This is a genomic window from Nostoc sp. (assembly GCF_036917415.1).
Classification (GTDB): Bacteria; Cyanobacteriota; Cyanobacteriia; order Cyanobacteriales; family Nostocaceae; genus Nostoc.
The window spans coordinates 78311-91562 of the sequence record NZ_JBALDJ010000113.1; the positions used below are offsets into that span (position 1 = coordinate 78311).

General features: G+C 40.9%; 13 protein-coding genes. 4 read left to right on the forward strand and 9 right to left on the reverse strand.

Features of this window, described 5'->3' with window-relative positions; genetic code table 11:
* Positions 1–330: 330 nt before the first annotated feature.
* From V7K41_RS24985 to V7K41_RS25000, 4 genes are all read right to left on the reverse strand, one after another.
* Positions 331–894, reverse strand: a complete 564-nt coding sequence (locus tag V7K41_RS24985; RefSeq protein WP_334852554.1) for a hypothetical protein — start codon at positions 892–894, stop codon at positions 331–333.
* Positions 894–2132: a glycoside hydrolase family 10 protein gene (locus V7K41_RS24990; protein WP_334852556.1), complete on the reverse strand. Its 1239-nt coding sequence runs from the start codon at positions 2130–2132 to the stop codon at positions 894–896. The genes V7K41_RS24985 and V7K41_RS24990 overlap by 1 nt, the downstream gene beginning before the upstream one ends.
* 243 nt (positions 2133–2375) lie before the next feature.
* Positions 2376–3848, reverse strand: a complete 1473-nt coding sequence (gene glcD / locus V7K41_RS24995) for a glycolate oxidase subunit GlcD (RefSeq protein ID WP_334852557.1) — start codon at positions 3846–3848, stop codon at positions 2376–2378.
* Between the two features lie 226 nt (positions 3849–4074).
* Positions 4075–4476 carry a serine/threonine protein kinase gene (locus tag V7K41_RS25000; RefSeq protein WP_334852559.1) on the reverse strand — a complete coding sequence of 134 codons (402 nt, stop codon included), beginning with the start codon at positions 4474–4476 and terminating at the stop codon, positions 4075–4077.
* Between the two features lie 133 nt (positions 4477–4609).
* Here V7K41_RS25000 and V7K41_RS25005 point away from each other — a divergent pair, with 133 nt between their 5' ends.
* Positions 4610–5317 carry a Uma2 family endonuclease gene (locus V7K41_RS25005; RefSeq protein ID WP_334852561.1) on the forward strand — a complete coding sequence of 236 codons (708 nt, stop codon included), beginning with the start codon at positions 4610–4612 and terminating at the stop codon, positions 5315–5317.
* A gap of 61 nt (positions 5318–5378) precedes the next feature.
* Here V7K41_RS25005 and miaA read toward each other — a convergent pair whose 3' ends face one another.
* Positions 5379–6281 carry a tRNA (adenosine(37)-N6)-dimethylallyltransferase MiaA gene (gene miaA / locus V7K41_RS25010; RefSeq protein ID WP_334852563.1) on the reverse strand — a complete coding sequence of 301 codons (903 nt, stop codon included), beginning with the start codon at positions 6279–6281 and terminating at the stop codon, positions 5379–5381.
* A 304-nt stretch (positions 6282–6585) separates the two neighbouring features.
* Here miaA and gyrB point away from each other — a divergent pair, with 304 nt between their 5' ends.
* On the forward strand, positions 6586–8523 hold the full coding sequence (gene gyrB / locus V7K41_RS25015; RefSeq protein WP_334852565.1) for a DNA topoisomerase (ATP-hydrolyzing) subunit B: 1938 nt from the start codon (positions 6586–6588) through the stop codon (positions 8521–8523).
* A 295-nt stretch (positions 8524–8818) separates the two neighbouring features.
* Positions 8819–9448, forward strand: a complete 630-nt coding sequence (locus V7K41_RS25020) for a fasciclin domain-containing protein (protein ID WP_334852567.1) — start codon at positions 8819–8821, stop codon at positions 9446–9448.
* Between the two features lie 438 nt (positions 9449–9886).
* On the opposite strand, the gene V7K41_RS25025 is transcribed toward V7K41_RS25020, so the two are convergent.
* Positions 9887–10057 (reverse strand): hypothetical protein, encoded by a 171-nt coding sequence (locus tag V7K41_RS25025; RefSeq protein ID WP_334852569.1) that lies wholly within the window; start codon positions 10055–10057, stop codon positions 9887–9889.
* 924 nt (positions 10058–10981) lie between these two features.
* Between V7K41_RS25025 and rpoD the strand changes: the two genes are divergently transcribed.
* A complete protein-coding gene (rpoD, locus tag V7K41_RS25030; protein WP_104904896.1) occupies positions 10982–12151 on the forward strand; it encodes an RNA polymerase sigma factor RpoD in 1170 nt (389 codons plus the stop codon).
* Positions 12152–12291: 140 nt separating this feature from the next.
* Here the strand turns inward: rpoD and V7K41_RS25035 are convergent, their stop codons facing one another.
* The 3 genes from V7K41_RS25035 to V7K41_RS25045 form a co-directional block, all read right to left on the reverse strand.
* Positions 12292–12477, reverse strand: a complete 186-nt coding sequence (locus tag V7K41_RS25035; RefSeq protein ID WP_109009401.1) for a chlorophyll a/b-binding protein — start codon at positions 12475–12477, stop codon at positions 12292–12294.
* Between the two features lie 308 nt (positions 12478–12785).
* Positions 12786–13025, reverse strand: a complete 240-nt coding sequence (locus tag V7K41_RS25040; RefSeq protein WP_334852677.1) for a GNAT family N-acetyltransferase — start codon at positions 13023–13025, stop codon at positions 12786–12788.
* Complete coding sequence (locus tag V7K41_RS25045) at positions 12989–13243, reverse strand: hypothetical protein (RefSeq protein WP_334852570.1); 255 nt, start codon at positions 13241–13243, stop codon at positions 12989–12991. Before V7K41_RS25045 ends, V7K41_RS25040 begins: the two co-directional genes overlap by 37 nt.
* Between the last annotated feature and the right edge of the window lie 9 nt (positions 13244–13252).

Below are 13252 nucleotides of genomic sequence, written 5' to 3' on the forward strand. Positions count from 1 at the left end.
GTATTACTGACTCTTCTAGGCGCTCTCTTGTCGTTAAGCTTGTAGTAGATGCACTTTAGCGCCTATAGCAAAGTATTGTCAGCCGTTGCTCATCGGAATTTTGATCTTTCTCTACTTCTTGTCAGAAATCTAGGAAAGCTAATAGGAGTCAGCTTAACAAAATCCTGCTTTTTGAAGGTGAAAATACATTTGCAGGTGAGGGCAAACTTTCTGTAATTTATTTTTAACAGTTTTTTAAGATTGTTGCATATATCTAAATGCAAACCTAAGTATATATCAATTAAATTTATAATTCTTAAGAAAGATGCGATTAATTGCGTCTGTGGCAACTTACAATCGCAATTTGTGAGCATTGATTCCTGTGAGGATACCAACTAGTAGCCAAGTGATGCCTAATCCGATGACTTCACCTAAAAATAACTGGCTTAAGTAGCGCCAGATCGTCCCCACAGCAGAACCCACGGGGACAGCAACAGCCCAACTTACCGCAGAGACAAATATCCATCGCCACGCTACAGGCTGGGGAATTGCTAACCATTGTGCTAATCCAATTCCCAAGCCGCCAAGGGCACCATAAACCGCCCCCGACAAAAGTCTCAGGGGAAGAATCTGAGTGCTAGGTACTATCCAACCCACCGCACCAATACCGATCGCAGTGATGAGACTCCAACCCAAAAGACTTGACAAAATCCACCTGATACAAAATATAGGTTCTTTGAGAAGACAACCTTGAGGAAGTGCGATCGCAAATCCGCCAATAGCCGCCTCTACCACCCCAACATCTGGCTTTTCGCCGACTTCAATTAAGAGTAAACTTAATAAAAATCCGCTAAAAGTAGCTAAAGTCCACAGCAATGTAAAGCCAAATCTAGTATTTTTAGGCGCGAATGGCATCAAAGTTTCTTTGTTTTTAATAGTCTGACAGTTTTTGCATTAAACATCTCAAAAAAACCTTTGCGTCGCTGTTGGGGTGATTCTGGTACGATGTAACCCCATAGACTCTCCCAGTAGAAAAAGGAGATACCATCAAAATTGCGATCGCGCACTACCTGAACCTGTTCTCTAACTTGTGCCATTTTCACTGGATTACCTACTGTTCCTGTTGATATACCAATACCTACAGGAATTAGACTTTGAGCCAATTTTATAGATGGAAGTTCTAGTTGAGCGATAAAAGACTTTTTGTCATTTCGATATACCTGCAAAATCAACTCATTAACTAAACCTTTTTTGACCCAACTTTCCCAATCTTGCAAATAGTATTTATAAGCAAAAGCTTGATAGTTGGGAGACAGAGATATTTTGAGTTTGGGCTTAACTGCCTTCACAGCTTGGTAGATTTCTGCCATAAAATCAGTAATTTTATCTGCCCGCCACCGCATCCATTCTGAGTTAAAAGGGTCATTAGGGGGACTTTTGCCTTGATGTTCTTGCTGGTAGAGTTCTATAGTGAAGCGATCGTAGCCGAACTGTACAGGCATTCCAAAATGGTCGTCAAGTTGAATACCATCCACATCGTAATCTCTGACTACTTCTAAAATTAACCCTTGGATAAACTCTTGTACTTGTGGATGTAAGGGATTCAACCAAGCTTGTTTAGTTATTAAAACATTGTCGATTTCTTCCGGCGGGGCATCTTGAATAGAGTTTATACCTTCTTGTCCAATTGTCAACCAATCAGGATAACGCCTTGCTAATTGTGAATAATGGGGCGTCATGAATCCATATTCAAACCAGGGAATGACTCTCAAATCTTTATTTTTGGCAAGTGTCACTATCTTTGCTAAAACATCTTGTCCACCGTGCATGAAGTTAAGCAAAGGTTGGGTTTCTGATCCTGTAGTAATTTTGGCTACAGCACTCTTGTAAAAAGTATGTCCTCGGTTCCAAACTACAGGATAAATTGTATTAAAGTTGAGAGTCGATAATTGATTTATAGCACGGTTAATACCCCAAGGGACAAATAGTACACCACTAGCAACATTAGTAAGCCAAACGCCGCGTATTTCTGTAGTTAAAGGACTTGTTTTTTGGGAATAAACTGGCAGTGAAGAGGGTAAAAAAACTGTTAAAGTGACTACTAATCCCAAACACAGCAAGCAAGAAACACAACGGCGAATAACCCGATTCATTTGTAAGCGTGACCTAGTGCGATCGGAATATATATAACTACAAAATAAAGTTGTAATCCTCCGGATGATGTAAAGAAATGATGATTCAGAATTCAGAAGTTAGGAGTCAGAATAGTTGAAATAATACGGAGCAAGTTTTGGTGATGAATAGACTTAACGATACCAAAACCTAATAAATTATGACTCCAAACTTCTAACTGCTAACTCCTAATTCTTAACTTCTGACTCCTGAATTCTTTGTTATTAAAATCTTTCCACACCTTCAAATTGCTTGATAGCTGATGCATTTGCTGCTTCACCACAAGTTCGTGGTGTGGGGAATATCTTTTCAGGATTGGCTAATCCTTTAGGATTAAAAACTTGCCGCACCCATTGCATAGTTTCTAAATCAACTTGGCTAAACATCTGTGGCATATAGCACTTTTTCTCTTCACCAATACCATGTTCACCAGAAATACTGCCACCAACTTGGACACAAAGCTTGAGAATTTTTCCACCCATTTCTTCTACTTGCTCTAATGCTCCAGACACAGAATTATCATAAAGAATTAGCGGATGAAGATTGCCATCGCCAGCATGAAACACATTAGCAACGCGATAACCGTATTGTTTACTTAATGCCTCAATTTCATGTAAAACATAAGGTAACTGAGTCCGAGGAATTACACCATCTTGCACATAATAATCTGGGCTTAAATGTCCAGCCGCAGCAAAAGCGGCTTTGCGTCCTTTCCATAATTTTAATCGGGTTTCTGGGTCAGTAGCAGAAGTGACATTCCGTGCACCATTCTTTTTACAAATTTCGGTAACTCGCTGCTTATTGCCTACAACTTCCACTTCTAAACCGTCAATTTCTATTAGCAAAATAGCAGTAGCATCGCGGGGATAACAATTCGTTGCGACAACATCTTCAACTGCATTGATGCTGAAATTATCCATCATTTCCATACCACCAGGAATAATTCCGGCGCTGATGATGTCAGAAACAGTTGCTCCGGCAGCTTCAATGCTAGTAAAATCTGCCAATAGCACACAAATTGATTCTGCACTTTTAAGAATTCGCAACGTAATTTCTGTGGCAATTCCTAAAGTGCCTTCGGAACCAACAAAAATACCTGTTAAATCATAACCAGGCATTTCTGGAATTTGTCCGCCTAAATCGATAATTTCCCCCTCTGGCGTAACAATTTTTAATCCCAAAACGTGGTTAGTCGTAACACCATATTTGAGACAATGCACCCCACCAGAATTTTCAGCAATATTACCCCCAATAGAGCAAATAATTTGACTGGAAGGGTCAGGAGCGTAGTAAAATCCAGCACCACTAACAGCTTGTGTTACCCAACTATTAATCACCCCTGGTTGTACAACTGTCCGTTGATTTTCTAAATCAATGCTGAGGATTTGCCGCATTAAAGAAGTAACAATTAAAACAGAATTTTCCACTGGTAAAGCGCCGCCAGATAGACCAGTGCCAGAACCGCGTGCTATGAAGGGGATAGAGTATTGGTTGCATATTTTCACAACTTCTGCAACTTGTTCTGTAGTTCTGGGTAACACTACTATAGCCGGACGTTGGCGATAGCCAGTTAAACCATCGCATTCATAGGTAATGAGTTCTTCGCGGCGTTGCACCACACCATTTTTGCCAAGGACAGCCTCGAATGCTTTGATAATGGGTTTCCAGTTGTGTTGTTTTTTATCTTGGGTAAGCATAGTTTTTTAAAGTTCAAGGTAGATGTATAGAGGATTGCAGGCTTTTTTGGGACGCATTAATTACTATTGTTGCAAGAATAGCAGTCAAAAGTGAGTAAAAGCGATCGCACTCATCTTCAGCAATAATTTGGATGGGTGGAGAGGAGGCGATGGCATAACTTGTATTTATTAATGGAGGATATGCATTTAAGCGATATCAATAAATGATAATTAGATAAATTGCAAATTAGTGCTTAAAGCTTAAGAGGATGTTTGAAAAGGGTTGTAAGAGTTGAATTACATCAGCTTCACTCCACGGTTTTCCTGAAATAATTTCGTTACTCAGGTCATGCCCTTCAATAAATTCTTGGACAAGATAAAATTCTCTATTTTCCTCAAAAAAGTCATACAGTTCAGGAATTTGTGGATGTTCCTTACCCAATTTGAACAGAATTGCTGCTTCCTTCTTAAACCTTTGCTCTGTATCTAGGCCTGGTGTCGGGGGTCTGATCAGCCGTTTAATGACACATTTATACTTGGGGCTGACAGGTAAATCCTGTGGGTATTCAGCCAAATAGGTTTCTCCAAACCCACCTGCTCCCAATTTATTTACAATCTTGTAACGCTGTCGCAGTATATATCCAATCATGATGCAGATGCTAAAGACCGCTTTGTGTAGATTTTGGCACAAATTACCTGATAACAGCATCCTTGTTGCTAAGTACTCTCTTATCCCCAATCAACTAACCTAGAAATAACGCTATCAAATACTGGATAAAGTCATGGTTCAGCAAGTTCTAATCAATGATGATGATTACTATGTGCCAGATGCCAACCAGCTAGTCACTGAAGATGATACACCTGTGGACAATTTTGCATCTGAAAAACAACAACGTCTCTTGGTTGGCTCTCTTTACAGTACTCTACAGCAGCAAACTTTTTTAGCAGCAGCTAATGTCGGTATTTACCATACAGACGGTCAACCTGCAATTGTACCCGATATCTTTCTCAGCTTGGATGTTCAAGTACCTCAAAATTGGTGGGAAAAACAAAATCGCTGTTATATGGTTTGGCGTTTTGGCAAACCTCCAGAAGTCGTGATTGAAATTGTCTCTAATAAAGAAGGTGATGAACTGGGCAAAAAGCTGGAAATTTATGAACACATGCGGGCTAGTTACTACATCGTATATGACCCAAACCAGCAATTAGGAGAAAAAGTCCTGCGCGTTTATGAGCTTAGAGGAAGGCGCTATTTTGAAACTTTAGAAAATTGGTTAGAACAGGTTGGTTTAGGCGTGACTTTATGGGAAGGTAAATTTGAAGATAGACAAGATACTTGGTTACGCTGGTGCTACCAAGATGGTAATGTTTTATCGACTGGAGATGAACGTGCCGAACAGGAACGACAACGTGCCGAACAAGCAGAACAACGCACCCAATTGCTAGCAGATAGGCTACGGGCTATGGGTGTAGATCCTGACACTCTTTAGAACACTCAACTGCAAAGACGCAAAGTTTTTTTGCGTCTTTGCATGAGCAAAAAAATTCTCACTAACTTGTGCGACTTATAAATTCATTTATACGATGCCAAACCTTCTCTAATAAATCAGGATCGTCTGAATCAAACCATTCAATTTGTGGATATGCTCGAAACCAAGTGCGTTGTCGCTTGGCAAATTGTCGCGTATGCAAAATTGTTAATTCTTTCGCTTCATCCAGGGAAATATCCCCAACCAAATATTGCTTAATTTCTTGATAACCCAAAGTATTCAACAAAGACAAATCAGCGCCATATTTTTGACAAAGATACTCCACTTCAGCGACCAAATCATTTGCTATCATTTGCCCAGTACGCTGTTGAATACGAGCAAGCAACTTTTCAACATCGCAATCTAAACCAATTTGCAAAATCGGATAATTCGGTGGATTCTCCCCTTGCTGTTCTGAAATTGGATATCCAGTGACGTAAAATACCTCTAATGCTCGTAAAGTCCGCACTGAATCGTTGCCATGAATCTTTTGTGCCGCAACTGGATCGACTTGTTGTAACATTGCGTAGAGTTGTGATTGACCAAGAGATTCAAGTTGCGATCGCAATTCCTTGTGTGGTGAAACTCTCGGAATTTTCATCCCTCTAACAATAGAACGGATGTATAAACCAGTGCCACCAACTAAAAACAGTGGTGTAACACCAACAGAAGCAATTAAGGCTTGTGTTTGCTCCTGATAGTCTGCTACTGTCATCATCTCTGTTGGCTCGCAGATATCTATTAAATAGTGCCGCACCAATTTTTGTTCAGCTACAGTTGGTTTCGCCGTCCCAATATCAAACCCACGGTAAACTTGACGAGAATCAGCACTAAGAATTACAGAACCCAACCGCCTTGCCAAAGCCAAAGCCAAACCCGATTTACCCGTTGCCGTCGCCCCACAAATCACAATTAATTTAGTCATTTGTCATTTGTCATTTGTTATGGGGCATTGGGCATTGGGCATGGGGCATTGAAAAAAGGCGATGGGCGGGGGGCAGGGAGCACAGAGGAAAATTCTTCTCCCTTGCTCCCTGCTCCCTGCTCCCCTGCTTCTTCCCGTGCCCCTCCACTCCTCTGCCCCTCTTGCACGGTACTGCAACCCCAGTATAAACTTCTCTTGAAAATGCCCTACAGACGCCAGCAAGGCTTTTGTGTTACAATTTTGGAGTGTTTTTACTTTTATTTGCCTTTCGGCGATTTCAACCCCACGCATCAGGAGAGTTTACATGACGAGCAGTTACAGTGCCGATCAGATTCAAGTTCTGGAAGGTCTGGAAGCCGTCCGCAAAAGACCAGGAATGTACATCGGTACCACTGGGCCGCGAGGACTCCACCATTTAGTTTACGAGGTGGTGGACAATTCAATCGATGAGGCTTTGGCGGGTCATTGCACTCATATAGAGGTGGATATCAACGCAGATGGTTCTGTGACTGTAACAGATGATGGTCGCGGTATTCCAGTCGATACTCACTCGCGCACCGGGAAATCGGCTTTGGAAACCGTAATGACGGTACTGCACGCTGGTGGTAAGTTTGGCGGCGGTGGCTACAAAGTTTCTGGAGGACTGCACGGGGTTGGTATTTCTGTTGTTAATGCCCTATCTGAGGTTGTAGAAGTTACGGTTTGGCGAGATAAAAAGGTTCATCTTCAGCGCTACGAACGCGGTATCCCAGTTAGCGATCTGCAAGTCAAACCTTACAAAGAAGCTAGAACTGGAACTTCTGTTACTTTTAAGCCAGATACCCAAATATTCACTATTAGCATTGAGTTTGATTACATCACTTTATCAGGTCGCCTACGGGAATTGGCGTATCTGAATGCAGGTGTCAAAATTACTTTTACTGACCACCGTTTAGAACTACTAAAAAGCGATACACCCAAGGTAGAAACCTACGAGTACAAGGGTGGGATCAAAGAGTACATTGCGTACATGAACCGTGAAAAACAACCGTTGCATGAAGAAATTATCTATGTGCAGGGAGAACGGAACAATGTACAAGTGGAAGTTTCTTTACAGTGGTGTACTGATGCTTACACGGATAATGTGTTAGGTTTTGCCAATAATATTCGCACGGTGGATGGTGGTACGCACTTAGAAGGCTTGAAAGCGGTTCTGACGCGGACATTAAATGCGATCGCCCGCAAGCGCAATAAAATTAAAGAGAATGAACCTAACCTCAGTGGCGAACACGTCCGGGAAGGTCTAACAGCCGTAATTTCCGTTAAAGTCCCCGATCCAGAATTTGAAGGACAAACCAAAACCAAACTCGGTAACACCGAAGTACGCGGAATTGTCGATTCTCTGGTGGGAGAAGTCCTCACTGAGTATCTAGAATTTCATCCTGCCATAGCAGACTCAATTTTAGATAAAGCTATCCAAGCTTTCAAAGCCGCAGAAGCAGCCCGTCATGCACGGGAATTAGTTCGGCGCAAATCGGTGCTGGAATCTTCGCCATTACCTGGTAAATTGGCTGATTGTAGTTCTCGTGACCCCAGCGAATCGGAAATCTTCATCGTGGAAGGGGACTCAGCCGGTGGGAGTGCAAAACAAGGACGCGATCGCCGCACTCAAGCTATCTTGCCTCTACGTGGTAAAATTCTCAACATTGAAAAAACCGACGACGCTAAAATTTATAAAAATAACGAAGTTCAATCGTTAATTACAGCACTTGGTTTAGGTGTTAAAGGCGATGAATTCGATTCCACCCAACTGCGTTATCACCGCATAGTGATCATGACGGATGCTGACGTAGATGGGGCGCACATCCGTACTTTGTTGTTAACATTCTTCTATCGATATCAGCGATCGCTCATCGAACAGGGTTTTATTTATATTGCTTGTCCCCCATTGTTTAAAGTCGAACGGGGACGTAATCATGAGTATTGCTATAGCGATCGCGAAAAAGATCAAACAATCGCCAAATTTCCTGCTAACGCCAACTACACCATCCAACGCTTCAAAGGTTTGGGTGAAATGATGCCACAACAACTCTGGGACACCACCATGAACCCAGAAACTCGTAAAATGAAGCAAGTCGAAATTGAGGATGCCGCAGAAGCCGATCGCATTTTCACAATTTTAATGGGCGATCGCGTCGCACCTAGACGAGAATTCATCGAAACCTATGGCTCTAAACTCAACTTCACCGATCTAGATATCTAAATAGCAGCAGTCCTAAATCATTCGTAAAAAACAAGATCCCCGATTTCTTTGAGAAATCGGGGATCTTTAGCTTTCAAGTATTGCTTGACATTACTGCAACAGATTTTGGTAAAGACTTTATATCCAAAGTTTCATAAAAAATACTTTTTTTGGTAGATGAAAAATTATGTATTTTCTAAAAATTCTGGATTAAGATTTTTTTACTACAAACTATGTCGTTAGATGAGTGACTATATCCATAAATTCATAAACTATTGTTAATAATTCCTTATTTAACTGGATTTTACACAAAGCTATGAAAGCGAGCAAAGGCAAAGTAGGAAAAGCATTGTTCAATATTATTGGCATAGGTAGCTTAGTTGCTCTGTCTGCCTGCGCTCAACCTGTCGCAGAAGCCCCTACAGCAACTGTCTCTCCAACAACTGTCCCGCTCGTCACGCCAACTCCTACTGCAACTATTGCCACCCAAAATTTAGCAGAATTGGCAAAGTCAGCAGCTAGTCAAGGACAGTTTAAAACTCTCATTCAAGCAGTGCAAGCTGCCGGTTTAACTGAAAAACTGACTGCACCTGGCCCTTACACAATATTTGCACCTACTGACGCCGCTTTCTCTGCTTTACCCAAAGCTACTCTAGACCAACTCTTACAGCCAGCAAACAAACAACAATTAATCAAGGTTCTGTCCTACCACGTTATACCTGGGGGAATTACCTCCCAGCAATTGACATCTGGAGAAGTTAAAACAGTTGAGGGTAGTCCCGTTAAAATCACAGTTGATCGTGCCAGTAACTCAATCACAGTCAACAATGCTAAGGTGACTCAGCCAGATATCCCAGCTAGCAACGGCATTGTTCATGTAGTTGACCAGGTACTTCTCCCACCTAATTTCCCTGCAAGTCTAAACACCACCCCAACACCACGGTAGTTCAGCAAAGTTCATAGTCTCCAGTTTTCATTAGGGGTAGTTTTGAAAGCCACCATGACTTTGAACTAGTTGCTAACAATTAATTAAAAATTTAGATTCACTTGTCACACAAGCGAGCCTTTTGCACTACAAAAACTACAAATACTCCAAGTTTATCGCTAAAATAACCATATAATTTGCTTATTGTCAATACTTTCCAAACAATCAATGCTCGATTGTTAACACAACTACTAACTTTATTGGAAAGTTAGTCTAGATAATACTCTTTGCTCTGACTCGCTGATTAATTTGGACTACCAGCGAGAAACACATTTGTTATGCTTTGAGAACATAACTGAATATCATCTATCAAACAGCAATTAATAAGTATTTTGAGGATTTCTGATCGTAAGATGACAGAAACTTACCGAAATAAAAGTATTGAAATTTACCATTAATTTACGCAAAAAAGTTTTGTAACCAAATCATCAGGTAATTTGCTGGGTTCTCTATGTTCGAGGTAATAGCTGTTGGAACTACACACCAGAAGGCTGAAAACTTGTTAATATCTTCATGTAGTGCTGTGGCGATCGCTATTGTATCGTATGTATCTAATGTACTTTTGCCCAAGATAAGACGATATTGGCAAGTTCGCAGGACAAATTGTTTTTGAATTGATTAAAATATCCTTGTATACAATAAAAAAAGTTTGTCAAGTTTCATAGGGCTGAAATCGCCACAGTGCGCTAACGTGTGAATAAGACCGAATTAGTAAACCTAAATCGATCTCCAATCGGATCGATCTGCCACCGCCTCAACTCCTCAGTTAAGGTAGTTAGTACGCAGAAGGTTAACTGCATTCAGGCAACCACCACCACCGTTGTTGTATTTACCCAAGGACAATAACCGTTTTAGTCTAAGGGATGCTTAATTTATGAAGGAAATGTAAAAATGAGTAGGTTAAGACGAATAGTCTGAGTTAAGATAAAATGCACTCTTCCTCAGTAATTAATGTTGTGTAAAATACATGAAATTCGGCAGAAGCAAGCGTACTTACTTCGTAATGTAATAAGAGCGTCACTGCAATTCCGAAAAGTGGAGAAAAAATTTCAGGGTATAAATCCCGTTTTCAATGTCTTTTTGGTGAAAGTAGCTAAAAGTTGCTTAATGAATTCATGATTAATACACAAAAAGAGTGCAATTTCTGTGAAACAGGCTACAATCGGAAGAGTCTTTATACGAAAATCTGCCAACAGTATGAACTCATTTGTATAGAGTGGCAAATTTTTTGATAAAGGCGAGTCTTTATTTTGACCAGTTAGTTGAAAGCAATATGTGATAGCAACACATATAACATTTACTAAAGTGAGCAAGTCACCTTTAGTAGTTGCTTAAACTAAAGTAAAAAACCCTCCTACCGGAGGTGTAAAACGTCCGAAAATATCTCTGGCAAATCTGCCAAAAAGCTTATTTTCGGTTGGCAATTGGCTCGTTTAAAAGAGCGCTAAACACATCTTGAGTAATTGATTCTGCAAGGAGCATGAGGAACGCGGCATGAACCAGGCTAACAACGTACTCGAAAGCATATATCAGCCTGACCTAGAAATAATGAATCAGCCTGAGCTCGAGTTAGAAGAACTCTTAATAGACGATGAAGAGGACTTGCTGATCGTAGATGAAGGTGACGAGGAATTTTTAGAGCCTCAGTCTGATGAGGACGACGCAAAGTCTGGAAAAGCCGCTAAATCGCGTCGTCGGACACAAAGCAAGAAAAAGCACTATACCGAAGATTCAATTCGGCTTTACTTGCAAGAAATTGGTAGAATTCGTCTATTGCGGGCAGACGAAGAAATTGAATTGGCGCGGAAGATAGCCGATTTGCTGGAATTAGAGAGGGTACGCGAAAGACTCTGTGAGCAATTAGATCGCGATCCTCGAGATAGTGAATGGGCAGAAGCAGTACAACTGCCACTACCAGCCTTTCGTTATCGCCTCCATGTTGGTCGCAGGGCGAAAGACAAGATGGTGCAATCTAACCTCCGTCTTGTAGTTTCAATTGCTAAGAAGTACATGAATCGTGGTTTGTCGTTCCAAGACTTAATTCAAGAAGGCAGTCTCGGTTTGATTCGTGCCGCTGAAAAGTTTGACCACGAAAAAGGTTATAAGTTTTCTACATACGCTACATGGTGGATTCGTCAAGCAATTACCCGCGCGATCGCAGATCAATCCCGCACAATTCGTCTTCCAGTTCACCTTTACGAAACTATTTCTCGGATTAAGAAAACTACCAAGTTACTATCTCAAGAAATGGGTCGCAAACCCACTGAAGAAGAAATCGCTACTCGCATGGAAATGACCATTGAGAAGTTGCGGTTCATTGCTAAATCCGCCCAGTTACCCATTTCATTAGAAACGCCAATTGGTAAAGAAGAAGATTCTCGGTTGGGCGATTTTATTGAATCTGATGGTGAAACACCAGAAGACCAAGTTTCCAAAAATCTTCTGCGCGAAGACCTCGAAAAAGTCCTCGATAGTCTCAGCCCACGCGAACGGGATGTTCTCAGACTGCGTTACGGCTTGGATGATGGTCGGATGAAGACCCTTGAGGAAATCGGACAGATTTTCAACGTTACCCGCGAACGAATTCGTCAAATTGAGGCGAAGGCACTCCGCAAGTTACGCCACCCAAATCGTAACAGCGTTCTCAAGGAATATATTCGGTAGTAATTAGTCAATAGTCATTAGTCATTGGTCATTAGTGAATAAACAAATGACAAATGACAACTGACAAAACAAATAAAAAACCTGGTAGTGAATTAGCACTCCAGGTTTTTTTATTTATAGGTCATCTTAAATATTAAAACTTATAGGATGCCCCAAAAATGTAGAAAGCCTTGACCAGAAAAAAGCTCAACCAAAACGGCTGCTAAAAAGCCAATCATTGCCAAGCGACCATTCCAAATTTCTGCTTGTGGGGTAAAGCCCCAACGCCAAGCGTTACGATCTTCAATTACAGGAGTAGTGACTTTTGTTGTGGTTGCATTTGTCATTGTTAGGACTCCGAACTTAATTCTTAAGGTTTATTGCCTTGTGTAAACTAATATAACAAATATTTTCATAAAAGCAACATTTTTTATATTTTTGTTTCCAGAGCTTGACATAAATATCAATAGCTATTTGTACACACTAAAACATCAACCTTCAGTGAGATTTACTGAGGTAGAAGAAATGTTATCCAGATTTTTAGCTTTATAAACAATTTTATGCTATTGATATTAATTATCAACTAATTTAGTTAAATTGCTTGATTTTAAATATATATCGCATTTTAAAATAAAAAGTTTATTGATAATTTAAGTTAGTACCAGACCATTTCCATTTCTTTTGAAGTCGAGACAAAACCAAGCTTCTCGTAGATACGTTTACCATCCTCAGTAGTGTGAAGCCACAGGCGTTTTGCTTCAGTTGCTCTCACAAAGCTGATAATTTGCTTTAATAATGCTGTTACAATTCCCTGGCCTCGCCACATCGGAATTGTATAAACGTTCAGAATGTAGGCTTCTAAGCCTGAGAGATTGCCGTTGGTCGTTGAAAAAATACCAAGCCGCTAGTGGCAACAATTTGACTATCCACTTCAGCTACCCAAGCTAAAAACTCACCCGACGGCATTTTTTCGCCAAGATATTTTCGAGTCGCTTCTGCTAAATTTGCGATGTCAGAATTACCTTTAATCTCGCCAGCCTCCCGCAGAAGTTCGAGACGCAGTTGGATTAGCGCCTCTAAGTCCTGCAAGTTGGCTTGTCGCAAGTTGAACATTACCCTAAT

Bases quoted from the DNA above. Each gene is read 5' to 3' on its own strand.
- V7K41_RS24985 (WP_334852554.1), bottom strand. From the start codon at position 894: ATGCCATTCGCGCCTAAAAATACTAGATTTGGCTTTACATTGCTGTGG.
- V7K41_RS24990 (WP_334852556.1), bottom strand. From the start codon at position 2,132: ATGAATCGGGTTATTCGCCGTTGTGTTTCTTGCTTGCTGTGTTTGGGA.
- glcD (WP_334852557.1), bottom strand. From the start codon at position 3,848: ATGCTTACCCAAGATAAAAAACAACACAACTGGAAACCCATTATCAAA.
- V7K41_RS25000 (WP_334852559.1), bottom strand. From the start codon at position 4,476: ATGATTGGATATATACTGCGACAGCGTTACAAGATTGTAAATAAATTG.
- V7K41_RS25005 (WP_334852561.1), top strand. From the start codon at position 4,610: ATGGTTCAGCAAGTTCTAATCAATGATGATGATTACTATGTGCCAGAT.
- miaA (WP_334852563.1), bottom strand. From the start codon at position 6,281: ATGACTAAATTAATTGTGATTTGTGGGGCGACGGCAACGGGTAAATCG.
- gyrB (WP_334852565.1), top strand. From the start codon at position 6,586: ATGACGAGCAGTTACAGTGCCGATCAGATTCAAGTTCTGGAAGGTCTG.
- V7K41_RS25020 (WP_334852567.1), top strand. From the start codon at position 8,819: ATGAAAGCGAGCAAAGGCAAAGTAGGAAAAGCATTGTTCAATATTATT.
- rpoD (WP_104904896.1), top strand. From the start codon at position 10,982: ATGAACCAGGCTAACAACGTACTCGAAAGCATATATCAGCCTGACCTA.
- V7K41_RS25035 (WP_109009401.1), bottom strand. From the start codon at position 12,477: ATGACAAATGCAACCACAACAAAAGTCACTACTCCTGTAATTGAAGAT.
- V7K41_RS25045 (WP_334852570.1), bottom strand. From the start codon at position 13,243: ATGTTCAACTTGCGACAAGCCAACTTGCAGGACTTAGAGGCGCTAATC.